This window comes from Stenotrophomonas sp. YJH_SMC_10, assembly GCF_059371555.1.
This window is the reverse complement of sequence record NZ_JCAFUS010000001.1, coordinates 99,363-124,756: the sequence shown is the minus strand read 5'-3', so window position 1 is coordinate 124,756 and position 25,394 is coordinate 99,363. Positions and strand designations below refer to the sequence as shown.

General features: G+C 68.8%; 27 protein-coding genes. 14 read left to right on the top strand and 13 right to left on the bottom strand.

Annotated features, from left to right (window positions below):
* The first annotated feature begins 21 nt into the window (after window positions 1-21).
* Both AC5P9C_RS00565 and rnfB read left to right on the top strand, forming a co-directional pair.
* A complete protein-coding gene (locus AC5P9C_RS00565; RefSeq protein ID WP_049465076.1) occupies window positions 22-612 on the top strand; it encodes an HAD family hydrolase in 591 nt (196 codons plus the stop codon).
* 26 nt (window positions 613-638) lie between these two features.
* Entirely contained in the window at window positions 639-1,052 is a 414-nt protein-coding gene (gene rnfB / locus AC5P9C_RS00560; protein WP_049465097.1) for an Rnf electron transport complex subunit RnfB, read from the top strand.
* A gap of 50 nt (window positions 1,053-1,102) precedes the next feature.
* Here rnfB and AC5P9C_RS00555 read toward each other — a convergent pair whose 3' ends face one another.
* A complete protein-coding gene (locus AC5P9C_RS00555) occupies window positions 1,103-1,450 on the bottom strand; it encodes a RidA family protein (RefSeq protein ID WP_049465077.1) in 348 nt (115 codons plus the stop codon).
* Window positions 1,451-1,644: 194 nt separating this feature from the next.
* On the opposite strand from AC5P9C_RS00555, the gene mprF reads away from it, so the two are divergent.
* Window positions 1,645-4,209, top strand: coding sequence for a bifunctional lysylphosphatidylglycerol flippase/synthetase MprF (mprF, locus tag AC5P9C_RS00550; RefSeq protein ID WP_343540599.1), 2,565 nt, complete (start codon window positions 1,645-1,647; stop codon window positions 4,207-4,209).
* Window positions 4,210-4,305: 96 nt separating this feature from the next.
* Here the strand turns inward: mprF and AC5P9C_RS00545 are convergent, their stop codons facing one another.
* The 4 genes from AC5P9C_RS00545 to AC5P9C_RS00530 form a co-directional block, all read right to left on the bottom strand.
* The gene (locus AC5P9C_RS00545) at window positions 4,306-5,652 is read right to left on the bottom strand and encodes a virulence factor family protein (RefSeq protein ID WP_310648971.1); all 1,347 of its coding nucleotides are present in this window, start codon (window positions 5,650-5,652) and stop codon (window positions 4,306-4,308) included.
* Between the two features lie 78 nt (window positions 5,653-5,730).
* Entirely contained in the window at window positions 5,731-6,348 is a 618-nt protein-coding gene (locus AC5P9C_RS00540; RefSeq protein ID WP_053461009.1) for a DUF998 domain-containing protein, read from the bottom strand.
* Window positions 6,345-6,518, bottom strand: a complete 174-nt coding sequence (locus AC5P9C_RS00535; RefSeq protein ID WP_074724965.1) for an oxidoreductase-like domain-containing protein — start codon at window positions 6,516-6,518, stop codon at window positions 6,345-6,347. Before AC5P9C_RS00535 ends, AC5P9C_RS00540 begins: the two co-directional genes overlap by 4 nt.
* A 47-nt stretch (window positions 6,519-6,565) precedes the next feature.
* The gene (locus AC5P9C_RS00530) at window positions 6,566-7,168 is read right to left on the bottom strand and encodes an HD domain-containing protein (RefSeq protein ID WP_053461010.1); all 603 of its coding nucleotides are present in this window, start codon (window positions 7,166-7,168) and stop codon (window positions 6,566-6,568) included.
* A gap of 230 nt (window positions 7,169-7,398) precedes the next feature.
* On the opposite strand from AC5P9C_RS00530, the gene AC5P9C_RS00525 reads away from it, so the two are divergent.
* Window positions 7,399-8,550, top strand: a complete 1,152-nt coding sequence (locus AC5P9C_RS00525; RefSeq protein ID WP_343540596.1) for a transglutaminase domain-containing protein — start codon at window positions 7,399-7,401, stop codon at window positions 8,548-8,550.
* 7 nt (window positions 8,551-8,557) lie between these two features.
* Here AC5P9C_RS00525 and AC5P9C_RS00520 read toward each other — a convergent pair whose 3' ends face one another.
* Complete coding sequence (locus tag AC5P9C_RS00520) at window positions 8,558-8,893, bottom strand: zinc ribbon domain-containing protein YjdM (protein WP_010482882.1); 336 nt, start codon at window positions 8,891-8,893, stop codon at window positions 8,558-8,560.
* Between the two features lie 174 nt (window positions 8,894-9,067).
* Here AC5P9C_RS00520 and AC5P9C_RS00515 point away from each other — a divergent pair, with 174 nt between their 5' ends.
* From AC5P9C_RS00515 to AC5P9C_RS00505, 3 genes are all read left to right on the top strand, one after another.
* The gene (locus AC5P9C_RS00515; protein WP_312558302.1) at window positions 9,068-10,429 is read left to right on the top strand and encodes an Hsp70 family protein; all 1,362 of its coding nucleotides are present in this window, start codon (window positions 9,068-9,070) and stop codon (window positions 10,427-10,429) included.
* Window positions 10,430-10,659: 230 nt separating this feature from the next.
* Window positions 10,660-10,953 carry a YkgJ family cysteine cluster protein gene (locus tag AC5P9C_RS00510; protein ID WP_053462562.1) on the top strand — a complete coding sequence of 98 codons (294 nt, stop codon included), beginning with the start codon at window positions 10,660-10,662 and terminating at the stop codon, window positions 10,951-10,953.
* Between the two features lie 11 nt (window positions 10,954-10,964).
* The gene (locus AC5P9C_RS00505) at window positions 10,965-11,147 is read left to right on the top strand and encodes a hypothetical protein (protein WP_005410566.1); all 183 of its coding nucleotides are present in this window, start codon (window positions 10,965-10,967) and stop codon (window positions 11,145-11,147) included.
* A 49-nt stretch (window positions 11,148-11,196) separates the two neighbouring features.
* On the opposite strand, the gene AC5P9C_RS00500 is transcribed toward AC5P9C_RS00505, so the two are convergent.
* The 3 genes from AC5P9C_RS00500 to AC5P9C_RS00490 are packed head-to-tail and all read right to left on the bottom strand — an operon-like array spanning window position 11,197 to window position 13,197.
* Window positions 11,197-12,078, bottom strand: a complete 882-nt coding sequence (locus AC5P9C_RS00500; protein ID WP_343540593.1) for a DUF4097 family beta strand repeat-containing protein — start codon at window positions 12,076-12,078, stop codon at window positions 11,197-11,199.
* A gap of 10 nt (window positions 12,079-12,088) precedes the next feature.
* Window positions 12,089-12,622: a hypothetical protein gene (locus tag AC5P9C_RS00495; RefSeq protein ID WP_064238970.1), complete on the bottom strand. Its 534-nt coding sequence runs from the start codon at window positions 12,620-12,622 to the stop codon at window positions 12,089-12,091.
* On the bottom strand, window positions 12,619-13,197 hold the full coding sequence (locus AC5P9C_RS00490) for an RNA polymerase sigma factor (protein WP_053461016.1): 579 nt from the start codon (window positions 13,195-13,197) through the stop codon (window positions 12,619-12,621). Before AC5P9C_RS00490 ends, AC5P9C_RS00495 begins: the two co-directional genes overlap by 4 nt.
* 126 nt (window positions 13,198-13,323) lie before the next feature.
* On the opposite strand from AC5P9C_RS00490, the gene AC5P9C_RS00485 reads away from it, so the two are divergent.
* Window positions 13,324-13,503, top strand: a complete 180-nt coding sequence (locus AC5P9C_RS00485) for a hypothetical protein (protein WP_049465095.1) — start codon at window positions 13,324-13,326, stop codon at window positions 13,501-13,503.
* Window positions 13,504-13,537: 34 nt separating this feature from the next.
* Window positions 13,538-14,131: a mechanosensitive ion channel domain-containing protein gene (locus AC5P9C_RS00480; protein ID WP_080355517.1), complete on the top strand. Its 594-nt coding sequence runs from the start codon at window positions 13,538-13,540 to the stop codon at window positions 14,129-14,131.
* Window positions 14,132-14,645: 514 nt separating this feature from the next.
* Here the strand turns inward: AC5P9C_RS00480 and AC5P9C_RS00475 are convergent.
* Both AC5P9C_RS00475 and AC5P9C_RS00470 read right to left on the bottom strand, forming a co-directional pair.
* Entirely contained in the window at window positions 14,646-14,912 is a 267-nt protein-coding gene (locus tag AC5P9C_RS00475; RefSeq protein WP_150826903.1) for a DksA/TraR family C4-type zinc finger protein, read from the bottom strand.
* 169 nt (window positions 14,913-15,081) lie between these two features.
* On the bottom strand, window positions 15,082-15,639 hold the full coding sequence (locus tag AC5P9C_RS00470) for a DUF2058 domain-containing protein (RefSeq protein ID WP_049467917.1): 558 nt from the start codon (window positions 15,637-15,639) through the stop codon (window positions 15,082-15,084).
* 62 nt (window positions 15,640-15,701) lie between these two features.
* Between AC5P9C_RS00470 and AC5P9C_RS00465 the strand changes: the two genes are divergently transcribed.
* The 3 genes from AC5P9C_RS00465 (at window position 15,702) to AC5P9C_RS00455 (ending at window position 18,644) form a co-directional block, all read left to right on the top strand.
* Complete coding sequence (locus AC5P9C_RS00465; protein ID WP_043035443.1) at window positions 15,702-16,202, top strand: M48 metallopeptidase family protein; 501 nt, start codon at window positions 15,702-15,704, stop codon at window positions 16,200-16,202.
* A 47-nt stretch (window positions 16,203-16,249) separates the two neighbouring features.
* On the top strand, window positions 16,250-16,948 hold the full coding sequence (locus AC5P9C_RS00460; protein ID WP_057493166.1) for an RNA pseudouridine synthase: 699 nt from the start codon (window positions 16,250-16,252) through the stop codon (window positions 16,946-16,948).
* Window positions 16,949-17,075: 127 nt separating this feature from the next.
* Window positions 17,076-18,644, top strand: coding sequence for a phospholipase D family protein (locus AC5P9C_RS00455; protein WP_343540589.1), 1,569 nt, complete (start codon window positions 17,076-17,078; stop codon window positions 18,642-18,644).
* 3 nt (window positions 18,645-18,647) lie between these two features.
* On the opposite strand, the gene AC5P9C_RS00450 is transcribed toward AC5P9C_RS00455, so the two are convergent.
* Window positions 18,648-19,724 carry an HDOD domain-containing protein gene (locus AC5P9C_RS00450; RefSeq protein ID WP_182067239.1) on the bottom strand — a complete coding sequence of 359 codons (1,077 nt, stop codon included), beginning with the start codon at window positions 19,722-19,724 and terminating at the stop codon, window positions 18,648-18,650.
* Between the two features lie 277 nt (window positions 19,725-20,001).
* Between AC5P9C_RS00450 and AC5P9C_RS00445 the strand changes: the two genes are divergently transcribed.
* Window positions 20,002-21,099, top strand: coding sequence for a Glu/Leu/Phe/Val dehydrogenase dimerization domain-containing protein (locus AC5P9C_RS00445; RefSeq protein ID WP_049467908.1), 1,098 nt, complete (start codon window positions 20,002-20,004; stop codon window positions 21,097-21,099).
* 46 nt (window positions 21,100-21,145) lie between these two features.
* On the opposite strand, the gene AC5P9C_RS00440 is transcribed toward AC5P9C_RS00445, so the two are convergent.
* Window positions 21,146-23,989: a S8 family serine peptidase gene (locus AC5P9C_RS00440; protein ID WP_414615251.1), complete on the bottom strand. Its 2,844-nt coding sequence runs from the start codon at window positions 23,987-23,989 to the stop codon at window positions 21,146-21,148.
* Between the two features lie 182 nt (window positions 23,990-24,171).
* On the opposite strand from AC5P9C_RS00440, the gene AC5P9C_RS00435 reads away from it, so the two are divergent.
* Window positions 24,172-25,347 (top strand): thiolase family protein, encoded by a 1,176-nt coding sequence (locus AC5P9C_RS00435; protein WP_057493162.1) that lies wholly within the window; start codon window positions 24,172-24,174, stop codon window positions 25,345-25,347.
* Window positions 25,348-25,394 lie beyond the last annotated feature (47 nt).

Sequence of the window (25,394 nt, the reverse complement as noted above, 5' to 3'; positions counted from 1 at the left end):
AACGTGATGGAAGGCGACGGAATGGAACTGGCGCTGTTCGACTTCGACCACACCGTGACCACCTGCGATACCTATGGCCGTTTCCTGCGCCGTGTGGCCACCGCCGAACAGCTGGCGCAGGCGTGGTGGAAGGTCGGTCCGTGGCTGGCGGCGTACAAGCTGAACCTGATCTCGGCCGAACGCATCCGCGCACGCGTCACCCGCCTGACCTTCAGCGACCGCCACAGCGATGACATCGCCACGCTCGCGACCGGCTTCTCGCGCGAGGTCCTGCCCGAGGTGGTGCGGCCGGAGATGCTCGAGCAGATCCGCTGGCACAAGGAACAGCAGCACACCGTGGTGATCGTGTCCGGCTCGCTGGACCTGTACCTGCGGCCGTGGTGCGAGCCGCTGGGCCTGCAGCTGATCTGCAACCGGCTGGAAAGCCAGGGGGGGCGCCTGACCGGCCGTTACGCCGGTGGCGACTGTGGCCCGCGCAAGGTCGAGCACATCCGACGCCAGTTCGATCTGTCGCGTTATGTGCGCATCCATGCCTACGGCGACAGTTCCGAAGACAAGCCGATGCTGGCGCTGGCGCATGAGCGCTGGTTCCGTGGCAAACCCCTGAAGTGACCCTGACGCGCAGCCTTTCGCCACGCATGAGCCTGATCCCGCCCCTCACCGAACGCCTCGACCGCCTGCTGCCGCAGACCCAATGCGGACAATGCGGCTATGACGGCTGCCGCCCCTACGCGCAGGCGATGGCGCGCGGTGAAGCCGGCGTGGACCGCTGCCCGCCGGGCGGCGATGCCGGTGCACGCGCGCTGGCCCAGGTGCTGGGTGTCCCGGCACTGCCCTTCGACCGTTCGCGCGGCGAGCACAAGGCGCCGCAGGTGGCGTTGATCGTGGAAGCCGACTGCATCGGCTGCACCAAGTGCATCCAGGCCTGCCCGGTGGATGCCATCGTCGGCGGTGCCAAGTACATGCACACGGTGATTGCCGAGCTGTGCACGGGCTGCGAACTGTGCATTCCGCCGTGCCCGGTGGACTGCATCGAGTTACTGCCCCTATAACAGGGGTCAGATCCCTTTCCGCAGGAAAGGGATCTGACCCCATCCCGCAGTTACGGCACCGCTGCCGTCACCACGATCTCGACCTTCCATTCGGCGTGGGCCAGCTTGGCCTCGAAGGTTGCACGGGCGGGAGTCGCACCCTCGACCACCCACTCGTCCCACGCCTTGTTCATGCCCTCGAAATCGGCGATGTCGGCCAGGAACACTTCCGCGCGCAGCACGTGCTGGCGGTCGCTGGCGACCAACGCCAACAACTTGTCGATCTCTGCCAGCACCTGACGGGTCTGCCCGGTGATGTCCTGGCTGGTGTCTTCCGGGATCTGGCCGGAGAGGTAGGCGACCTTGTTGTACACGGTCATTTCGGACATGCGCGGTCCGACGTCGTAACGCTCCATCATGGGCGTGGCTCCTGCGGGTGATCAGGCCTGCATTGTCCTCCAAACCGGTCAACGATGGGTGCAGGGGCGAGCGGCCACGCAGCCGCACTACCGCACTCCGACACGGCCGCTGGTCAAATGGCGGCAACAGGCGCAGGATGCGCCACGCCCCGCGTTGACACCGCACTCGCCCTCCCTGACGCACCCTTGCGCCGATGACCGCCCCCACCGAATCCACCGCTGCTCCTTCCACGCCCACCTGGAAGCGGGTCGCCACCATCGTCATCCCGTTGCTGATCCTCGCCCTGGCGCTGCACGGCCTGGCCAGCGAGTTCGATGAGAACGGCTACCGCGCCATCCGCCACGCCTTCCGCCAGCTCAGCGGCACCCAGATCGCACTGACCGTGGTGCTGGGGCTGGCCAGCTACGCCTGCCTGATCGGCTTCGATGCCATCGGCCTGCGCCGCAGCGGCATCCGCGTGCATCCGGCCCGCATCGGCATCACCGCTTTCCTGGCCCACACCCTTGGCCAGACCGTGGGCTTTGCCGCGCTGACCGGTGGCGCGGTGCGCCTGCGCGGCTATCGCACGGCCGGCCTCGATCTGGCGCAGATCGGCCAGGTGGTGCTGATGAGCACGCTCGGCTTCGTGTTCGGTGCGTGGCTGCTGATCAGTGTGGCGCTGTGCATGGAACCGGCGGCGGCGGCACTGGCATTGCCACTGGATCCCGATGCCGTGCGCATCGTCGGCATCGTCGCCCTGCTCGCCTATGTCGGCACGGTGCTGCTGGTCGGCCGCAATGGACGGCAGTTCAGTGTGTTCGGCCATGCGTTGTGGCTGCCCGACCGCCGCACCATGCTCGGCGTCACCGTGCTCAGCGTGATCGAACTGGTGCTGGCCAGTGCCGCGTTCTACGTACTGCTGCCGGACTCCACGCCAACCGGCCTGCCCGGCTTCGTCGGCCTGTACCTGGTCGCGGTGCTGGCCGGCCTGGTCTCGACCGTGCCGGCGGGCCTGGGGGTGTTCGAGTGGAGCCTGCTGAAACTGTTGCCGCAGGTGGCGCCGGCGGCGGTACTGGCGGCGGCGCTGATCTACCGCGTCACCTACTACGTGCTGCCGCTGGTGCTGGCCACGCTGCTGGCGCTTGCACCCGCGCTGCGGCAGCCGCTGCAGGCCAGTGCCGGCGCGACCCGGGCCGGCTGGAACGCACTGCGCCCGTGGCTGCCGCAGATCATCGCACTGGCGGTGTTCAGCATCGGCGCGGCGCTGGTCATCGACGGCACACTGCCGACGCCGCGCCGTCACCTGGTGAACGCCTCGCTGCCGATCCTGGAAACCTCGCACCTGATCGGCAGCCTCAGTGGCGTGGCGCTGCTGCTCATCGGCCAGGGCCTGGCCCGGCGCAGCCATGCGGCCTGGATGCTGGCGATGGCGGTGTGCGTGGTCACCCCGCTGCCGCTGTGGCTGCGCGGTGGCCAACCGCTGATCGCCGTCTCGGCCGTACTGGTGGCGATGGCGCTGTGGGCTGCACGGCGCGAGTTCTACCGCCAGGGGGCACTGCTGGATGAAGCCTGGTCATGGCCATGGCTGCGCAACCTCGGCCTGGTGCTGGTGGCGGTCACCTGGCTGCTGTTCTTCACCTACAGCCATGTCGAATACCAGAACGAGCTGTGGTGGCAGTTCGCGCTGTCCGGCAACGCGCCGCGTGCGCTGCGTGCCTTGCTGGTGGTGGCGATCGCGCTGGTGATGTTCGGCCTGGCACGGCTGCTGCACAGCACGCGCAGCCCGCTGCCAGCCGCCGATGAAGCAACGCTGCAATCGCTGGCGCCGGTCCTGGCCGTTGCCACCGACACCCAGGCCTGCCTGGTGCTGACCGCTGACAAGGCGGTGCTGCGCGATGATGCCAGGCAGGGCTTCGTGATGATGCAACGCTACGGCGGCTCGCTGATCGCGATGGGCGATCCGGTCGGCCCCCCCGACGTGGCGCGCGCGCTGATCTGGCGCTTCCGCGAGGAAGCCGACCGGCTTGGCCTGCGCCCGGTGTTCTATCAGGTGGGCGAGACCTACTGGCAGACCTATCTCGACCTGGGCCTGGGCCTGGTCAAGCTGGGCGAAGAAGCGATGGTGCCGCTGCACGACTTCGGCCTGGAAGGCCGCGAACGCGCCGACCTGCGCCAGGCCTGGAACCGCGGCAAGCGCAGCGGCCTGTCGTTCCGCGTCGCGCCGGTGGAGGAAATCCCCAGCCTGCTGCCACGCCTGCACGCCATCTCCAACGCCTGGCTGGAAGACAAGGCCGGCGACGAAAAAGGCTTCTCGCTCGGCAGCTACGACCCGGATTACCTGGTGCGCTTCCCGGTGGCGCTGGTGGAGGCCGAAGGCCAGATCGTGGCATTCGCCAACCTGTGGCAGGCGCCGGCCGGTGCCGAGCTGTCGGTGGACCTGATGCGCCACGTCAACGAAGCACCGAAGGGCACGATGGACTTCCTGTTCATCGAGCTGTTCCTGTGGGGCCGGGCGCAGGGCTATGCGCGTTTCTCGCTGGGCATGGCGCCGCTGTCCGGGCTGGCACAGCATCGGCTGGCCGGCCGCTGGAACCGCCTGGCCGGCCTGCTGGCGCGGCATGGCGAACGCTTCTATGGGTTCAGTGGCCTGCGCCGCTTCAAGTCGAAGTTCGACCCGCAGTGGCGGCCACGCTATCTCGCGGCACCCGGCGGCATGCACCTGCCGGCGGCGCTGCTGGACGCCACGCGCCTGATCTCGCTGGACCCGCGGCGCAACTGACGCGCCATACCGCCGGGCATGCCCGGCACGACCTGTCGCCCGGTGGGTGTCGACCTTGGTCGACACGTCGGCGACAGCCGTCGGCATGGCTTGACGCTACATGCCGCCCTTGAGGATCACTTCGGCCAGGCGATCGTAGTCACCACCGAAATGGTGGTCACCCGGCAGCTTCACCTTCTTCACGCCGTCATTGGCCGGCAGGTCCGGGCACAGTGCGTCCTCATCCTTGTCGCCGTACACGCACAGCGTTTTTTCCGCCGGCAGCCTGGCCACTTCCGGCGCGATCGGCAGGCCATCGCCGCCGCCGCCCAGCCAGTTGCTGACATGGAACTCGAAGTCGGCCTTCTTGCCCACCGACAGCAGCACGATACGCTCCAGCGCTTCACGGGTGCCGGCGTCAAGCTGGTTAATGGTGGCCGGCAGCACGTCGGCGCCCTGCGAGAAACCGATCAACATGACCTTGTCGCGGTGCCACTGCTGGCGGTAGTGGTCGATGATCTTCTGCAGGTCGGCGGCAAAGCCCTTCGGCGTGCGTTCACTCCAGAAGTAGCGCAGCGAGTCGATGCCGACCACGGCCACGCCGTGCTCGTTGAGCGACGACGCCACGTCCTTGTCCAACCCGGCCCAGCCGCCGTCGCCGGACACGAACACGGCCAGCGTGTCACCGTTGCCACTCGCCGGCACTTCCACTATCGGCAGGCCCTTCAGCGCGGCCGGTGGCGGTGCCAGGCTGACACCCGCCTGCGCACCGATCACGCGGGCCGCGGCGACCAGGCCCGGCGATGCATCACCGCGCGCGGTGCGCTTGAATTCGCGCGCCATCGCCACCTGCTGCACGAACTGGCTGGCCTCGCCCACCTTACAGCCGTGGTCACCGGCTGCACTCAGCCACGGGAAGTTCAGTTCGGCCGGCTGCAGCCGGTTGTGCTTCACGCCATCGCCGCAGACCATGCGCTCGTGGGCGTGGTCCGGGCAGAAGCCGGTGGTCAGCAGGCCGGCGAACACCTGCGTATCGGCCTGCGCAGCCAGCGCATAGGCCATTTCAGCGCCTTCGCCATCGCCGCCAACCAGCGGCAGGTGGTACCCGGGCAGATGCAACGAAGCCTGCAGCCAGCGCGAGAAATTCTCGACATCGCCGGAACCGAACGAGCAGGTCGGGTTGCCTTCGCGCTTGAGCACGCCGCGCAGGTGCGCGATGTCCACGGCGGCGACCATCGCGCCGTCGGCACGCAGGGCCTCGATCGGCAGACGGCTGGTATCGCCACCGGGAGTCGGTTCGTGGAACCAGATCACCACCCGCTGCGGGGTACCGGCCGGCAGGTGCACCGGAATCTGCTCGAACCGCCCATGGCTGAACTGCTGCACGGCCGCTGCCGCTGTTGCCGGCAGCGCCGCCAGCGCCAGCACCACACCCATTGCCCTGCCCAGCCCTGCACGCTTCATGTCGCATCCCCGATGGAATGCGCACACGATACGCTGCCTCCACGTGCACGGCACGTACCGGTGCAGGCCGTTGGGGTTTCAGCAGGCAGCGGTGCGCCGGCTGCGACGGTACAGGGCCAGCGCCAGGTACAGCAGCCAGCCCACGATCACCACGATCACGGCCTTCTGCCCCAGCCCACGGGGCGGACCGCCGCGCCACAGTACGTGCAGCCACAACAGCACGAAGGCCAGCCAGGCCCAGCCCCAGAGCAGGCCCGCGGCAGACTGCCAGCCCGGTTCGCGGCGCAGGTACCAGGCCTGCAGCAGCATGCCGACGCTGGCGCAGAGGAATGCGGTGTTGGCCGCCAGCCCATGGATGAACGGCGCCAGCAGTGGCGTCGCGTCGGGCAGCCAGCTGTCACCGATGGCGACCGTGGCCAGGCCCAGCGCCGAGACGGTGAACAGCAGCGGCGCCGCCGCGCTGCGCCGCGGGCCGATGCTGTCGCGATACAGGGCGATGCCGAGCAGGGCGATCGCAACTGCCAGCACGCAGTAGGCCGCGCGCAACGCCAGTCCCCAGGGCCCGTGCAGGTAGAGGCTCAGCGTGGCCCGCACCCAGTCCAGGTCGGTGCGGACGAACTGGGTCCACAGCGCGGTCGCCAGGAACAGCAGCAGCGCCGCCGTCGCCAGCAGCGCCGCCGGACGCGCGCGGCTCATGGGGACGCCTCCGGGTGCCGTGCCTGCCACTCGGCCAACGCCTTTCGATAACGCTGCAGCTCGTCGGCATACAGATCCAGCACGCACAGCGGGCAGCCGCTGCCGCAGCATTCGTTGGGACCGGGCTCTTCGGGTGGCTGCGGACGGGGATCGGGATCAGGGACGGACACGGTGGGAAGGCAATCGGTGGAAACGGGCGCCAGTGTAGCGGGCGGACTCAGCGATCCAGCTGGCGGCGCAGGTTGTCGCGGGCAGCCGCATCCAGGCGTTGATGGAAGAAATCACTGAGGAAGATGCGGGGTGCACGCAGCAGCCCCTGCAGGAAACGACGGCGGCCGGCGCGGTACAGGAAGCCTGGCACCACGCCCTTGTACTCCTCGGCTACGCCACGGTCATAGGCGGCGAACACCGGCTCGGGCGCTGCCAGGATCGCCATGTCGCAGTCCAGGAACAGCGCCGCCTCGGCATCGACATCATCCGGACCGAGCTCGCCATGGCGGGCGGTCAGCAGGATCAACTGTTCGACCCGGGCAGCATCGACGGTCGCCAGTTCCGGCGCCTGCGCGATCACCTGCAGCGCTAGTTGCGCCGAACGCGCCTCGTTGTCCTTGCGTCCCGCCACGTAGATCGCGTCGTGGTAGAGCACGGCCAGGTAGACCTCGGCCGGGTGCTGCCAACCGGGGCCGTCGGCGACCTCCTGGCAGTGCTGCAGCACCGCGCGCACGTGGCCGAAGTGATGGTAGGCGCGTGGTGGCGTTGCATAGCGGTCCTGCAGCGCCTGCCACTGTGCCGGAGCAAGCGTCAGCGGGGAAAAATCCATGCCCCGATCATCCCGCCTGCGTCGGCGGCGGGCAAGCGGGCGGTTTTTTCACCAGCCGCTCACAATGCTTGCCCGGCCTGGCCTGGACGCGGTTGTCCACAGCTTTGTCGAGCACTGGTCCACACCGGTTGTGGATGAACATCCGGCCCGACCAGCGGTCGCCGCAGCGGTGCGTGCACAGGTCTACACTCGCCCTCAGGCGGAAGCGCCCGCCGCTGCCGGGAACCGTCATGTGCCGTCCTGCCGCCCGATCCGTACTGCTCGCATTGGCCGCCTTGGCCGCATCCCCTGCAGTCGCGCAGGAGCGTGCGGCGACCGCAGCCCCCGTGGTCGCGGCCAGTCCTGTCGCGCCGACGATTCCGACGCCGCCGCAGGTGTTCGCGATCCCACCGGCGATGCACGACATGCTGCGCACGCAGGTGATCAATCGCAGCTACTCGCGCGAGCAACGCCTGCAGGCCCTGGTGGAGATGATCTTCGACCGCCATGGCCTGGACCTGCAGTACGACGCCGACGCGACCCTCACCGTCAGCGAAATCTGGCAGCAGCGACGCGCCAACTGCCTGGCGTTCACCCTGATGTTCGTCGCGCTGGCCCGCGAGGCCGGCATCCAGGCGCGCGTGCAGGAAGTCGGCCAGGTGGTGTCGTGGTACCAGGACCAGGCACAGGGGCTGGTCTACAGCGTGGGCCACGTCAATGCCGGGGTCGGCTTCGCCGACCGCTTCGCCACGGTCGACCTGGACCGCAACGTGCTGTACGACCGCCGCGGGCCGCTGCCGATCAGCCAGGCACGGGCCTTGGCTCACTTCTACAACAACCGTGGCGCCGAACGCATGGCCAGCGGCGATCTGACCGGCGCACGTGCCTTCTTCAACACGGCGCTGGCGCAGGACGCCGGCTTTGCCGCCACCTGGAACAACCTGGGCGTGCTGGAGAACCGGACCGGCAATACGGCCGCTGCGCGCCGGGCACTGGAAACGGCGCTGCGCCTGGACGGTCGCCAGGATGCGGCACTGACCAACGCCAGCGCGCTGTACCGCAGGCTGGGCATGAACGTGCAGGCGCAGGCGCTGGAGCAGCGGTTGCAGGCGGTGCAGCGCGAGGACCCGTTCGCGCAGTACATGCTGGGTGCCGAGGCCGAGCGAGCCGGCCAACTGGACCAGGCGATCCGCCATTACCGGCAGGCCGTGCGCCTGTACGACACCGCGCATCAGTTCCACTTCGGGCTGGCGCGGGCCTATTTCCTGGCCGGCCAGCTCAAGCGCGCCGATCGTGAGCTGCTGCGCGCGCAGGAACTGGGTGGGGCGCCGCAGCAGGCGCGCTACCAGGCCAAGCTGGACAGCCTGGCCCGCTGGCGCGCGCAGCAGCAGGCCAGGCGCTGACGGCCGGTCAGGCCTTCTTGAGGAAACAGGTCTTCAGGACCAGGCCCTTGATCTTGTCCGAGTTGCCTTCGATGTGCTCGGCATCGTCCTCGACCAGGCGGATGTTGCGGATCACGGTGCCCTGCTTGAGCGGAATCGAGGAGCCCTTCACCTTCAGGTCCTTGATCACGGTGACGGTGTCGCCGGCCTGCAGGGTGTTGCCGTTGCTGTCCCGCACGACCAGGGTGGAACCGGCGCTTTCCTCGGCGGTCCATTCGAAACCGCAGTCGGCGCAGATCCACAGCGCGCCATCGGCGTAGGTGTTTTCCAGCGTGCACTGCGGGCAGGCGGGGGCAGAAGACATCAGCAAGTACCTCAAAGTGAATCAACAGCCGCCATTGTAACCGCCCGGCTCCCCGGGCCTTTGCGCGCGGCGGCCGGCGGCCCTGCCTGCGCCGGCACCGGAGGCTGCGGAAACTTGCAGTCGGCGGCGAACTGCAGCAGAGTGCGCGGCCCCTGATCGCCCCCGGAACTCCCCATGCGCCTCGGCATCGACTTCGGTACCAGCAACTCCGCCGCCGCCATCGTGCATGAGGGGAAACTGCTGCCGATCCGCTTCGGCGACGCCGAGCAGTTCCGTACCAGCGTGTATTTCCCCGGCGTGGTACCCGACCCGGACGATTTCCAGCTCGATGACGGCCAGGAACACCAGCTGCAGCAGATGATCGACAGCGCCGCGCGCGCCGCCCGTGCCGCCGGCCAGCAACGCACGCCGCAGGCGCTGCGCCGCGAAGCCCTGCGCGCCCTGCGCCGCGAATGGATGGAAGCCCGCGCCGGCAAGGAACGCAGCGCCAGCGACCTGCTGCAGAACGCGGTCTATGGCGACGACGCGCTGGACGCGTATTTCGAGGAACACGAAGGCAACCTGGTGCAGAGCCCGAAATCGATGCTGGGCTACAACCTGCACCCGCGCGCGAAGCAGACCATCACCGGTATCGCCGCGCACATCCTCGAACACATCCGCCTGACCGCCAGCGCCCAGCTCGGCCAGCCGCTGCGCGCCGCCCTGCTCGGCCGCCCGGTGCAGTTCCGCAGTTCGATCGGCGCAGCCGGCAACGACCAGGCGCTGGACATCCTGCGCGACGCCGCCACCCAGGCCGGTTTCGACCAGATCGATTTCCTCGAGGAACCGGCTGCGGCCGCCATGCATTACCACGCCGAAAGCCGCGAGCGGCACCAGGCGGTGATCGTCGACATTGGTGGCGGTACCACCGACATCGCCCATGCCGAAGTCGGCGGCGACGACGCGCCGCGCATCCACCGCGCCTGGGGTATCGCCCGCGGCGGTACCGATATCGACCTGGCGCTGAGCCTGTCCAGCTACATGCCACTGTTCGGCCGCGGCGTCACCCGCGTGCCCGCCCACCACTATGTCGAAGCGGCCACCGTGCAGGACATGACCCGCCAGCGCGAGTTCCGCCTGCACAACTACGATCACGTCGACGCTCCGTGGGGCGCGCGCCTGCAGGCCCTGCAGGACACCGGCAACACCGCCCGCCTGTACCGCGACGTCGAGCGCGCCAAGATCGCGCTCAGCACCGCCAGCGAGCACCGCAGCACGCTGGACTACATCGCCCGCGACCTGCATGCCGACAGCAGCGCCGACGGCCTGGCCGCCGCCGCGCATGGCTACCTGGAGCAGATCCGCGAGCTGCTCGCCCAGGTCCGCAGCGACATCGGCGGCGACCCGGACGCGGTGTTCCTGACCGGCGGCATGTCCCGCGCCGGGTACCTGCGCCAGGCGGTGGCGCAGGCCTTCCCGGGGGCCCGCATGGTCCATGGGGAGCCCTCGTTGGGCGTGGTCCAGGGCCTCGCTCTGGCGGCAGCCAGCCGGGATTAACAAAACGTTACGGGGTCTAAGTTACCCTTGGTCGGCTAGAACCACCGCTGCACCTTCCACTGGCCACGCCGGTGTGTGTCCACAGTGCAGCCTGGCCCGTCCTGCGGGCCTAGCGGCCATGCCTTCCTGGCTCGTTCATGGTCCGCGTACTACCGGAGCCGCCATCGAGACCCGCTTTGGGCACCCGCCAGGCCCCCGTGGCCTTACAACCTGACGCAGCACCTGCACCCATCGACTGCCGCCGTTGTGACGCGGTCTGTTGCCGGTTGCCGGTACTGCTGCAGCCCGGCGACCACGTGCCCGGCCAGTTCCTGTCACGCGACACCCACGGCCGTGCCGTGATGGCGCGCAACGAGGAAGGCTGGTGCGCGGCGATCGATCCCTATCACCTGCGCTGCACGATCTATTCGCAGCGCCCGGCGATCTGCCGCCAGTTTTCGATGGGCGGCGATGACTGCCGCCGCGAGCGGCAGGACTACCTGCGCCAGGCCGACGCCTGGGCGCTTTCCTCCCCTTCCACCTGACAGGAGCAACCATGCCCCGCAAGGCAAAGACCCCCGCGAAGGCCAGCAACAGCATCCGCAGCGAACGCAAGGGCGCGGCCGCCAGCACCGTGGTCAGCAGCGATTCGATCGCTTCGGACCTGGCAGCGTTCCGCAAGGCCGGTGGCAAGATCGAAGTCCTCGGCACCACCTGGGCGCTGAAAAAAGCCAGCTGACCCCGCTCCGACCGCGGCGGCGCTGCCGCCGCGGCCTGCCGGACCGCGCTCAGCGATCCAGGCGCACCTGCACACTGCCCGAATGCGACTGGATGCGGATGTCACCATCGCCGCTGCCCAGGCGCGTGTCCAGATGGCTGCCCGGCCCGTAGCGCGGGCGCTCCACCTGGCCGGCATCGCTGTTGATCGAGCCACTGAAGCTGTTCACCGACAGCTGCGCCGAGACCGTGCGTGGCAGCCGCAGGTTGACCGACGCACTCACCGATTCAACATTGATGCGACCGCCCGGCGCCAACCCGGCCGCCGACAGGTCGATGCTGCCCGATACGGTTTCCACCGCCAGCCGCTGCAACCGGCCGGCATCGACCTCGACCCGTCCGGACACGGTCTGTGCGCCGATGTCGCCGGACACGCCGCCGCCTGCGTCGATACGGCCACTGACCGTGTTCACATCCAGCTTCGGCGTCTGCAGGCGGGCGCTCACGCTGCCGCTGACCGTGTTGAGCTTGCTGTCGCCACTGCGGCCCGCCGCGCTCAGGCTGCCGCTGACGGTGTCGGCCTGCAGCCGACGCACGTCGATGCCACTGATGTCCTGGCTGGCACTGACCGTGCTCAGCAGCAGCTCCACCGAGCGCGGCACGTTCAGCACCAGCGTCGCGCCGCCATTGTTGCTGCGGCGCGGATACTCGATCTCCCAGCGCACGCGGTTGGCACTCTTCTCCTGGCGCAGCTGCAGGCCGTCGCTGAGCGTGCCGGTGAGCTGCACGTCGTTGCGGTCCCAGCCACGCACGGTCACCTTGCCGGCCACGTTGCTCAGTTCGATGCGGCCGCCCGCAGCCAGGTTGTGACGCTCGTCGATCCGGGTGTCAGCCAGGGCCACTACGGGCACCAGCAACAGTGCCGCACAGCAGGTCATCAGGGTTCGGGTCATGGGGGTCTCCTCAGGTCGTCAGGCCGGACTCGGCGGCATAGGCCGCCTGCCGGGTCAGTTCCAGCCGCAGCGCGTAAGTGCGCCTGAGCTGTCCAAGCAGGTGGGGCGCTCGCGGGTCCTGCGCCAGCGCGGCACGGATCTGCGCCGCGCTTTCATCCAGTTCGTGCAACGCCGGCTGCCACTCCGGCGCGCGGCCATCGGGCAGCGAGGCGACGGCCTGCTGGTACTGCTCGGTCATGGCCGCCGCCTGCAGCTGCAGGGTGGATGGTACCGGCGCGTCTGGCTGCGCATGGCGCCAGGGTGCCACGGCGTAAACCGCCAGGCTGGCCGCCAGGGCAGCGCCGACCGGCAGCCACCAGCGGCGCCGCGAGCGCGTTGGCAGGGCCACCACGTTGTCCGTTGGCGCAGGTGCTGCCTGCGGTTCACGCGGCGGAAGCCGGGCCGACAGGCGTGCCCAGCCATCGGTGGGGACATCGCGCTCGCTGGGCAGCGCGCGCAAGCGTGCCACAAGGTCGTGGTCGGAATCGTGTTCGTGTGTACTCATGTCATGTCTCCCAGCCGTGCGCGCAACAGGCCGCGCGCACGATGCAACTGTGCCTTCGAACTGCCGACGGCCATCTGCAGCTGCTCGGCGATTTCCTGGTGTTTCCAGCCTTCGATGTCGTGCAGTACCAGTACCGCACGGGCCCTCGGCGGCAACGTTGCGAGGGCGCGCTCCAGGTCGCGCTCGGTACCGGCACAACGGTCGTGCACCGCCAGCTCCTGCAGGCCGCCGTCGACTTCCTCCAGGCTGTCGTGGTCCTGCCCGGCAGCGCGCCCACGCAGCTCCATCAGTGCGGCGTTGACGCCCAGACGGTGCAGCCAGGTCGACAGGCTGCTTTCGAACCGGAACCCCGGCAGCGCCTTCCATGCCTGCAGGAACGCTTCCTGCAGGGCATCTTCGGCACGTGCCTGCTGGCCGCCACACAGCCGCCACAGCACGGCGAACACGCGTGGTGCATGGCGCCGGTACAGATGTTCGTACGCTGCGGTATCGCCGGCGGCCGCCGCCCGTACCAGGGCGGGTTCGTCGATGGCGTCGTGGGCGGCAGGCGGTGCTGGCATGGTGGTGTCGAGCATATCGCTTGGATGCGGCGGCCCGGGAAAAGGTTTAGAGCCGATCGTCGCGGCGGGCGATGCAACCTTTTCGGCGGCTGCTGCATCCATGGAAGGTCCTTCGCGAAAACGTCGTCCGGGAGTCCTGCCATGTCCAGCCCTGCCTGCGCCGCCCTGCTGGTGATCGCCACCTGCGCCGTACTCCAGGCATTGGGGCTGTCAGTGCAGCTGCGCCCGGACCACGGCCGCGCCTGCCTGCAGCAGCATCGCCAGGCGCTGGTCTGCCTGGCCTGGACCCCGGCGGTCGAATCCCCTGCACGCGCCGGGTAACATCGGGGGCCGTTTCTCGCTCTGTCGTCACCCCATGATGTTGTCGCTGAAGGATCACCTGCCCCCCTGGACCCACCCCTGGCTGCATGACGTGGGCATCGCCGTGAAGATCCTGCTGACCCTGCTCGCCGCGTGGCTGCTGCGGGTGCTGGCGCGGCGCCTGATCCGTCGTTTCGCCGAGCACTACACGCTGCCGCCCGAGATGGCGATGGGCGCCCGGCGGATCAGCAGTTTCGTGGTCTATTTCAGCGCCCTGCTGTACATCCTCAGCCTGCTTGGCGCGTCGCCTTCGGTGCTGTGGACGGCGTTCACCGGCTTTGCCGCTGTCGGTGCCGTGGCCTTCTTCGCGGCGTGGAGCGTGCTGTCCAACATCTTCTGCACGCTGCTGATCTTCACCACCCGCCCGTTCCGCCTGCACGACTACATCGAGGTGCTGGAGAACGGCGAGAAGCCCGGCCTGAAGGGCCGGGTGATCGACGTGAACCTGATCTACACCACGCTGCAGGAGACCGGCGACGGCCACGAAGGCACGGTGCTGCAATTGCCGAACAACCTGTTCTTCCAGCGCACGGTGCGCCGTTGGCGCGACCCGGCACAGGCGCCCGGCGGCATCCAGGGCGACGGTTGAGGGTGGCTTTGCAGGGCTGCGCCCTGCACCTGCCGAATCAACATCAACCGCCAGTGCAACAGCAAAAGCCAGCATTTCGTGGGCTGGCGGGGTGGGGCCGGTTGAGGGGGACGCTGCAAGTACGTCCATGTAAGCTCGGTCGCCGCATCCATGCGGCTCACGCCCCCTCAACCGGCCCCACCCCGCCTTCGACAGATTTCCGCGATCTGTCCGTTCTTCTGTAGAGCCGAGCCATGCTCAGCTCAAATTGTTCCGATATCGAAATTTTCGATTTCGATGGAGATTTATCCACGCACGGCGGGATCTCCCGATCGCGGAAATCTGTCAGAGGCGGGGCGGTGTCGGAGTGCGGGGTGTCCGCGGCGTGGATGCCGCGGCCAAGCCCCATGGACGGGTTCACGGCGTCCCCGCACTCCGACACCGCCCTGCCAACCCACGGAATGCCAGCTGTTGCTGTTGCCGGCCAGCGGCCGGCACTACCGCGGGTGCAGGGCGCAGCCCTGCCGAACACCCCTTACCTCAGCTGACTATCCTTGCTACCACGCCGGTTGTAGCCGGCTTGCACCTGCGCTTCATCGTCATGCGCCTGCTGGCACGCCACGCACAGGCGAACCCCAGGGACGGCCTGGCGCCGCGCCAACGGGATCGGCGCGTCGCATTCCTCACAGTGTTCCAGACCCGGGCCCTCGCGCAGCTGGCGCCGCGCGCGGGCAATCGCATCATCGACAGTGGCGTCGATCTGGTCCTGGACCGCGCCATCTCCTGCCCAACCGGTGGCCATGGCTATCCTCCGCAGGTGTGTCGCCCGATATGGGGACGATACACCCCGGCAAAAGGAAGACCTTCCTGTAGAGCCGAGCCGTGCTCGGCTGCGCTTCAGGATGCCAAACAGAACGCGGACGGATCCGATCAGGCCGATTGCGACTTAATCCCCTCCGTCCCCTTTTTGCTTACCAGACCAGGTCGTCGGGCACCTGGAACTGCGCGTAGTAGGCGTCGTCTTCGGCGTTGCCGGTGGAGATTTCGGCGGTCGAGCCCGGCTGGCCGTGGTCGACGATGATGGCTTCGGGTGCGCGCTCACGCACCTTTTCGGCGGCGGCGCGGGGCAGCAACGCATAGCCGTCGCCGTGGGCGACGATGACCAGCACGCCCACCGACAGCGCCTTGCGCAGCTTGGGATCGATCAGCAGCGTACGGATTGCGGCGCCGTCGCTGAAGCGGTACTCATCGTCGCCCTTGTACGGCACCGCGTGGGCCGTGATGATCTGCCGGGCCTGGGCCTTCTGTTCCGCCTGCCTGGCCTGGGCGTTGCGCTCGGCGGCCAGCGCGCGGTCGCGCTCGACCTTTTCGGCACGGGCGCGTTCAGCCTCGCGCTGGACCTCGGCCGAGGTCGATTCGGCCTTGCCCTGGCGGGCCTTGGCCTGCTCGCGTGCGGCGGCGCTGGCCTGCGACTTCTTGGCCAGGCCGGCCTTGAGCAATTGTTCCTGCAGCGCGTTGGGCTTTGCCATGGTCGGTGCGTACCGCGTGTAATCTTGGATGCCCCATTCTACCGACGCCCCGCCGGCCCTGCATGGCAGTCCTGAAGTACCTCACCGGTTATCCCGAACCCCTGGTCGCCCAGGTCAGCGAGCTGCTGGCGCAGGGCAAGCTCGGCCCCTGGCTGCAGCAGCGCTACCCCGACCCGCACGAGGTGCGCAGCGATCGGCAGCTGTACGACTACACCCAGGAGCTGAAGGACCGTTACCTGCGCAAGTCGGTGCCGCTGAACAAGGTCTGCTACGACAACACGCTGGAAGTGATCAAGCACGCGCTGGGCACCCACACCGCCATCTCCCGCGTGCACGGTGGCCGCCTCAAGGCCAGCCGCGAGATCCGCATCGCTACCGTATTCCGCCAGGCACCCGCGGCGTTCCTGCGCATGATCGTGGTGCATGAGCTGGCCCACCTGAAGGAAGCCGACCACAACAAGGCGTTCTACCAGTTGTGCCAGCACATGGAGCCGGACTACCTGCAGCTGGAGTTCGACACCCGCCTGTACCTGACCGAGCTGGCCAATCGCGGCCAGCGCTGACCGGCCGCAGCAGCTACACTGCGCGCCCCCTGCCCGACCTGCCTGCCATGGAACCGATCCGTCTCGACAAACGCCTGTCCGCCCTGCTCGGCATCCCGCGTGGCGAAGCCCGGCGCTACATCGAGGGCGGCTGGGTCACGGTCAATGGGGAGGTGGTGGAACAGCCGCAGCGGCCGGTCGACGACAGCGCGGTGATCGTGGTGGCCGAGCAGGCCAGCGATGAAAAGGCCGAACGGGTCAGCATGCTGCTGCACAAGCCGGCCGGCGTCGCCGCCGAAACCCTGTGCGGCCTGGTCAGCAGTGACAGCCGCAGCGAACTCGACGCCAGCGACATCCGTCCGCTGCAGCGGCATTTCCACGGCCTGCAGCTGGGCGCTTCGCTTCCGGCCAGCGACAGCGGCCTGGTCGTGGTCAGCCAGGACCCGGCCACGCTGGCCCATCTGCAGCGCAACCTGGGGCGCACCGAACAGGAATACCTGATCGAGGTGGCCGAAGGCGGCCCCGAGCGCGGCCCGTGGCTGCTGGCGCGGCTGCAGCAGGAATCCGGTGGCGCGAAGGTGAGCTGGCAGAGCGAACAGCGCCTGCGTTTCGCCGGCAAGGGGCTGACCGCCAAGGGCCTGCGCGTGGCCGTGACGGCTGCCGGCCTGCAGGTGACGGCGGTGCGCCGCCTGCGCATCGGCCGCGTGGCGCTGGGGCCGCTGCCGCCGGGGCAGTGGCGCTACCTGGGCAGCGACGAGCGGTTCTGAGGTGTGCGGATCCGACCCATCGGTAACGCTCCCTCGGGGTCGGGTCCCTTGCCGCAGGCAAGGGCCCTGACCCCCTATCGATCCTGCAGGCATTCCTTCACGCATGGCGTAGCTCTACCATCGGGGCATGAGCCTGCCCAAGCCGCTGTGGCGACGCCTGCTGCGTGTTGCTGCGATCATCCTCGCCGCGCTGGTGCTGCTGGTCCTGTCCGGACTGCTGCTGGCCGACCATCTCACGCCGCAGGCGCATGGCGCGCCTTCGCACGTGCTGCCGCTGCAGCCGGCACAGACCCGCATCGACCAGCAGATCGTGCCACTGCAGGCGGCCCATCCCGGCCAGTCGGGCGTGGCCTTCCTCAGCGATGGCATGGATGCCTTCGCCGCGCGCGCGATGATCACCACCCAGGCCGGGCGCAGCCTGGACCTGCAGTACTACATCTGGCACGACGACCTGATCGGCCACCTGATGGCCAAGGCGCTGTATGACGCCGCCGAGCGCGGCGTGCGCGTGCGCATCCTGCTCGATGACATGAATGCCAAGGACAAGGACGCGCTGATGATGGCGCTCGATGCCCATCCGAACATCGAGATCCGCCTGTACAACCCGTTCCGCAACCGGACCGGCATCCTGCGCATGGTGGAGATGGTGCAGCGCTTCTTCAGCGTGAACCACCGCATGCACAACAAGAGCTGGATCGCCGATGGCCGCGTCGCGATCGTCGGTGGCCGCAACATCGGCGAGGAGTATTTCAGCGCGCGCACCGATGTGAACTTCCAGGATCTGGACCTGCTGGTCGCCGGCCCCGCGGTGGAGCAGGCCAACCGGATCTTCGACGACTACTGGAACAGCGAAACCGCCATTCCGGTATCCGCGCTTGCCTTCCATACCGACGCACAACTGCGCCTGCTGGTGCGCGAATCGGACCATGAGGCGCAGCGGGACGTGGCCCGCCCGTACCTTGCGCGCGTGGCCGAATCACGCCAGCGGCAGCGCCCGAGCCCCGAGCCGTTGCACTGGAGCGATGCAGTGCGCATCGTGTCGGACCCGCCGATGAAGCACCGCAGGGATGATCGCGCCGCCTGGCTGGTGTCGACCCTGATCAGCGAGCTGCAGGCCGCCCGGCACAAGGCCCTGTTGATCTCGCCCTACTTCGTGCCTGGCAACGAGGGCCTGGATGGCTTTTCGGCGATGGCCGGGCGGGGCGTGCAGGTGGGCGTGGTCACCAATTCGCTGGCCGCCAACGACGTCGCCGCCGTGCACGGGGGCTACATGGGCTACCGCGTGCCGCTGCTGGAAGCCGGCGTCCACCTGTACGAGCTGAAGGCACAGGGACAGTCCGGCGATGCCGGCGTGTTCGGGAGCAGCGGCGCGAGCCTGCACACCAAGGCATTCCTGATCGATGACCGCCGCGGTTTCGTCGGCTCCTTCAACCTGGACCCGCGCTCGGCCTACCTGAACACCGAAATGGGTGTGCTGTTCGACGATCCGGTGCTGGGTGCACAGCTGCGGGACGAATACCTGCGCCTGGCTGACCCCAGGCACAGCTGGTGGCTGGCACTGGACGACCGCCGCCGGTTGCGCTGGCTGGAGCGCGAACCGCCGCCGCACTGGGTCGAGGCCGAGCCAGGAGCAACAACGCGCAAGCGCTGGTTGTCGCGCGTGATCAGCTGGCTGCCGGTCGAATCGCAGCTGTAGCGCTCAGCGAGCCGTGCCGGTCGGCGCGTGCCCGGCGTCATCCAGCGTCTCCACGCTGCGCCCATGCAGGCGTCGCCAGATCCAGCGCAAGGCGTGCGGCGGCGCGGTCGGTAGCTGTTCCAGCAGGGCCAGCATGCGGCTCTGGCTGGCATGCCCATGGCGGCACAACAGGCTGGCCGCTGCGGCGGCGCTGGCCAGGCGCAGGCTGTCGGCCAGCGGTCCCTGCGCATCCACCGCCAGGGCCTGGTGCACCGGCTCAGGCAATTCCCACGCAGCGGCGACGCGCTGCGCCAACGGCAACGACCACTGCTGCAGCAGCTGCAGGGCCAGCGCCGGCTCCACGGCCTCGCCGCGGGCCTGTGCCTCCTGCAGCAACTGGCGCATCACCAGGGCAGCCCCCAGCCCCTGTACCAGGCCCAGCCACTGCGCGGCGAAGGCATCGCCGAAGGTCACCGTGCGCGCATGGTCGGCCGCAGCGCGCGATGCCAGCAGCGCGTGCTCCCAGATGATCGTGCTGAACTGCGGGAACACCTCGCATTGCACCTGCATCACCGGCTGTACCAGCACCGCACTGATGATCTGCCGCACGCCTTCGGTGCCGACCAGCGTCACCGCCCGCTGCAGGCTCTCGACCGGGCGCTCGTGGACCTTGTAGGCCGGGCTGTTGGCGATGCGCAGCAGGTTGCCGGTCAGCACCGGGTCCTGGCCGATGATCGCGGCCATCACCCGTGCCGAGGCGGCATCGTCGTTGACGGTCTGGATCAGCTGCGGCAGCAGCTGCGGCCGGCGCGGCAGCTGCCTGGCCGCCCAGTCGCGGTCCTGCAGCGCGCGCGCCACCGCCTCGCCCAGGCCCGGATCGTGCACTGGCGTCGGCTCGCCGGCCAGCCGCGGGTACAGCGCAAGCGCATGCAGCCCGCGTTGCAGGTGGCCGGCGATTTCCGCCGACGGCAGCGGCTCGCCCTGCAGGCTGGCCGCTGCGGCAGCCACGGCCTGGCGGGACGCAGCGACCAGCCGCGACGGCGCCGTCCCGGTGGAACGCGACAACCAGCTGCGTAGCGATCGCCACCAGGCCCGTGTCATCGCCGCCCGACCTGTCGTTGTAGTGCCTTTGCCGTCACTGACCGCCTGCCTCTTCACGCCCGTCCGGCCACCCGCCGTCGTCGCAGCATCGGCCGCACTTTCATCTTCTTTAACCGAAAGCCCGCCAACCTCGACGGCATCGGCCGGGGGAATGGACTAGAATGGCGCCGCGCGACCCGTCCCCCTGCCATGACGACGTCGCTTTTTTTGTTTTGGGACCCTACCGTTCACTGGCCGTTCGCTGCAGTTCGCCGCTGTTCGCGCCATCGGAGACGCCATGCTATTCGAAACCCTCGCCACCACCGGCCACGAACAAGTGGTGTTCTGCCACAACCACGATGCCGGCCTGCGGGCGATCATCGCCATCCACAACACCACCCTGGGCCCGGCCCTGGGCGGCGTGCGCATGCGTCCCTACGCCAGCACCGACGAGGCGCTGGCCGATGTGCTGCGCCTGAGCCGGACGATGACCTACAAGAACGCGCTGGCCGGCCTCAACGTTGGTGGCGGCAAGGCGGTGATCATCGGCGACCCGAAAGTGGACAAGACCGAGGTCCTGTTCCGCGCGTTCGGCCGGTATGTCGACTCGCTGGGCGGGCGCTACATCACTGCCGAGGACGTCGGCACCGACGTCAACGACATGGAGAACATCTACCTGGAGAGCCAGTTCGTGACCGGCGTGCACCAGGTCCATGGCGGCTCCGGCGACCCGGCGCCGTTCACCGCCTACGGTGCACTGCAGGCGCTGATGGCGGCGATGCGCTTCAAGTTCGGTCATGAGGAAGTGGGCAAGACCAGCATCGCGGTGCAGGGCCTGGGCCACATCGGCATGGAACTGGTGAAGCTGCTGCGCGATCGCGGCGCCAAGCTGTATGTCACCGACCTGGACAGCGCGCTGGTCGACCGTGCAGTCAGCGATTTCGGCGCCGAAGCCGTCAAGCCGGACGAGATCCACGAAGTGAACGCCGATGTGTTCGCACCGTGCGCGCTGGAAAGCGCGATCAACGCCGACACCCTGCCGCGCATCAAGGCCAGGATCATCTGCGGTACCGCCAACAACCAGCTGTCGAGCCTGGAGATCGGCGATGAGCTGCACGCACGCGGCATCCTCTACGCACCGGACTATGCGGTCAACGCCGGCGGCGTGATGAACGTGTCGCTGGAGATCGACGGCTACAACCGCGAACGCGCGATGCGCCTGATCCGCAGCATCTACCACAACCTCACCCGCATCTTCGAACTGTCGCAGCGCGAGAACATCGCGCCGCAGCGTGCGGCCGACCGCATCGCCGAAAGCCGCATCCTGTCGATCGGCAAGCTGAAGATGCCGCTCGGCCGCAGCACCCCGCGCCTGGGCAACCTGCGCGGCGGCTGAGCCTGCGATGTCGCGCCGGGGCTTTCGACCCGGCGCGACCGCCCGTTCAGAACCCGGTGCTGTAGCGCAACGCCGCCTGGCGCGCGCCCTCGCCACCGACGCGCTGGTCGAAGCCCAGGATCAGGCGGCCAGTGCGGCCCCACCACGACTCCAGCGCCACGCCGAACAGCGCACTGCCGCGCGGCGTGTTCCATCCCGCCAGCGGCGCCCAGGCATCGACACCCACGAAGCTGGCCTGCCAGTCCGCATCGGCACCGTCGAGCCGCTGCTGCCACTCGGCGTGCCCGCGCAGGGTCCAGCGGCCCCAGCCGCGTTCGCCACGGATACCGGCCAGCATCTGGCTGCGCTGCACGCGGTTGGCCTCACCGCGCAGGCCAAAGCCGAAACCGCCCCGCTCGTTGAAGGCATCGGTATCCACGCGCGTGGTGCTGGCGCCCAGGTACGGCGTCAACGACGCGCCCGCGTGGCCGAAGCGGTAGCCGCCTTCAACGCTGGCGCTGCTGAAGCGTCCGCCATAACGCGCGGAAACACCGTACGCGCCCGCGCCCAGCAGCAGCTGGCGATCCAGCGCACGGGTGAACTGGCCGCTGCCGACCTGGGCCAGCGCATAGCCCCGGCCCAGGTTCCAGCCGGCGTACAACTGCGCCTGCGCCTGGCGATCACGGCCACGATCACCGCCGAAGCTGTTGCCACCGTTGCTGCGGGTTTCGCCAAAAGCCACGCCCATCAGCCCAGCGCTGCCCAGCGGCAGGTCCTGGCCGGCCATCCAGCCACGGCTGTCGGCCTCGTTGCCGGCGAAACTGCCCTGCCCGGCCTCGCCGAGCGCACTCTGCCAGGCCCCGCGCAGGCGTGGCGCCGCCTGCACGCGATCGAAGCGCTCGGCGATCGCACGGCGTGACATGTCGATGCTGTCGAAGGTGGCCGACTCGGCCCGTGCATGGGCCTGCCCGGACAGGCTCTGCAGGCTGGCCGCCAGGCCTTCGCTGCCGCCGCCGGTCCACTGCAGCGCACCGGCCGCCGTGCCGAAGGCCGAGCCCTGCAGGGCGGGACTGCCATCGAGCGCGCCGAATGCGCTTTCCACGCGTTGCGCGGCGGACTGCGCCGAGGCCGTGAGCCCGGCCGCCGCTGCGGTGACGCTGACCTGGGTCAGGTTCAACCAGGCCGTGTTGCTGTCATAGCCGTAGCTGCTCTGCAGCAGCGACAGGCCCTGCAGGCCGCTGGAGGTGGCCGGGCTGCTGAAGGTGCCGCTCAGGCCACCGGCGGCGTGGATCAGGTCCTGGCGGCTGCCGTTCTGCGGCACATAGCCGGAAACGAAGCCATGCACGCGCACGCCGCCATTGAGCGTGGCGTTGCCGGTGACCTGCAGCGCATTGGCACCGAGCGCGATCATCAGCTGTGCGCCCGCCTGCTGTGTGTAGTTGCCCTCGATGGTGCCGGTGGTGTTGCCGGTGGTCAGGAACACGCTGCTGCCGTTGACCACGTTGCCGATCACGCGCGGCGTCCCCCCATTGAACTGCAGGCCGGTCGAATCCGGATCGGGCTGCGCCAGGATCGTTACGTTGGAACGGATCACGCTGCCGTTCTGCAGCGACAGGATGCCGCGCTCGATGCGGGTAGCGCCGGCGTAGCTGTTGTTGCCGCCGAGCACCAGGGTGCCCCCGCCCTGCTTGACCAGGCCACCGCTGCCGACGATGTCGTTGCTCCACAGCGAACCACTGGACGGTGCATCGACATTGACGACCACATCGCCCCAGTCGAAGCGCCCCGGCCCCTTGATCGCCCGCGAGATGTCGAGCAGGCCGTAGCCGAACACCGCATCCACGCCGGGCGCACCGATGTCCTTGGCGGTCCCCAGCAGGGTCTGCCGGACCAGGTTGTTGTCGAAATACGGATAGCGCTGCCAGACCAGTGCGGCGGCGCCGGAAACCAGCGGCGCGGCGAAGGACGTACCGTAGTTCCAGTAATAGGTGCTGCCATTGGCGTCGGGATAGACCGCGCTGCCCGGCGCTGCCAGGCAGTAGCGCGCGGCCTGGCCGCACGCGTTGGCATAGCTGGCCAGCGTACCGGTCGTGTAGGGGTCGACCGCGGTCGCCACCAGCCAGCCGCGCTCCAGGTCGGCCGCCGGCAGCGAGCCGGCAACGCCCTGCTGGCTGGGCAGTGCGGCCAGGCTGCTCGGTTCGGCGCGCGCATCATTGCCGGCGGCGAACACCACCAGGCCGCCATGGTTGATGACGAACGGACGGTACTCGGCCGCCACCTGGGCCGTGGTCGGCAGGTCGGTCCAGTACAGGCCGCCCCAGGAGTTGTTCATCACCTTGACGTTGTAGCTGATCAGGTCCTGGTGGACCTGCGCCACACCCAGCGGACCGCTGAAGGAATTGCCCTTGCCGCTGCCGTCATCGACCGGCGGCTTGTCGGCGATGATCCGCGCCGAAACGATCTGTGCGCCGGGGGCGATGCCGCCCGGCCAGGAGCCCACCGCGGCACCGGCGGCCAGGCTGGCCACCGCCGTGCCGTGGCCCACCACGTCGTCGACCTGCAGGTTGTTGCGGGCGGGATCGATGTAGTTGAGGTTGGCGACGACGCGCCCGTTCAGCGCCGCCGCGTTGCGCTGCACGCCCGAATCGACGATGCCGATGCGCACCCCCTGCCCGGTCAGGCCGGCAGCCTGTGCGGCCCGCGCGTTGGTCACCGACAGGTGTGCGTCGAACGCCGGCTCCTGCGGCTTGGCCGGCGGCGGTGTCGTCGGCGGAGGCGTGGTCGGGGGTGTCGGCGTGGTCGGGGGAGGATCAATGCGGACGTTGCCGCCGCCCCCGCCTCCCCCGCATGCCGTCAACGCCATCGCCATCGCCGTTGCCAGCGCGGATTTCACCCTCATCGTGCGTTCCATCGATTCCTTCCCATGAACGTTGGCCTGCCTACATCCCGGCAGGCGTGCGGCGCTGCCCAGCGGCAGCCCTTCCCGACCCTCTATACTTGGGCCGACCCCCACGCAGTCTGCCGGGAAACCGGGGCGCTTCCAACGTCCACGGTCTCCTTTCCGAACATTGCTTACGCATCAACGAGATTGCCATGTCCAACATCGTCATCGCCGCCGCCAAGCGCACTGCCATCGGCTCCTTCCTCGGCCAGTTCAACGGCGTGCCGACCCCCACCCTCGGCGCGGCCGCCATCGCTGCCGCCCTGGAACAGTCGGGTGTCCCGGCCAGCGACGTCTCCGAGGTCCTGATGGGCTGCGTGCTGCCGGCCAACCTCGGCCAGGCGCCCGCCCGCCAGGCCGCGATCGCCGCCGGCATTCCGCTGTCGACCGGCGCCACCACCCTCAACAAGGTGTGCGGCTCGGGCATGAAGACGATCATGCTCGGCCATGACCTGATCAAGGCCGGCTCGGCCAGCATCGTGGTCGCCGGCGGCATGGAATCGATGTCCAACGCCCCGCACCTGCTGCCGAACTCGCGCACCGGCAACCGCTTCGGCAACTTCCAGGCGGTCGATCACATGGCCCACGACGGCCTGGTCAATGCCTACGACGGCAAGGCCATGGGTGAATTCGCCGAGTGCGCCGTGGACAAGTACCAGTTCAGCCGCGAGGAGCAGGACGCCTACGCGATCGAATCGGTCAAGCGCGCGCAGGCCGCGCAGGCCAGCGGCGCGTTCGCCGACGAGATCGTCGCGGTCAAGGTCGCCACCCGCAAGGGTGACGTGGAGGTCGCCACCGACGAACAGCCGGGCCGCTCCGACATCGCCAAGATCCCGACCCTGCGCCCGGCCTTCAAGAAGGATGGCAGCGTGACTGCAGCCAGTTCCTCCAGCATCTCCGACGGTGCCGCTGCGGTGGTCCTGCTGACCGAGGAAGAGGCTGCCGCGCGTGGTATCACGCCGCTGGCGCGCATCGTCGGCCACGCCACCCATTCGCAGGAACCGGAGTGGTTCACCACCGCCCCGATCGGCGCGATCCACGCGCTGCTGGCCAAGACCGGCTGGTCGCTGGACCAGATCGACCTGTTCGAAATCAACGAAGCCTTTGCCGTGGTGGCGATGGCGCCGATGCGCGAACTGGGTATCCCGCACGACAAGCTCAACGTGAATGGCGGCGCCTGCGCACTCGGCCATCCCATCGGTGCCTCCGGTGCGCGCCTGGTGGTGACGCTGGTCAACGCCCTGCGCACGCGCGGTGGCAAGCGCGGCATTGCCACCCTGTGCATTGGTGGCGGCGAAGCAACGGCAATTGCCATCGAATTGATTTAAAACGATTTAACGATGATTTCGCAAAAATGAATGCGGGATCGCTTGAC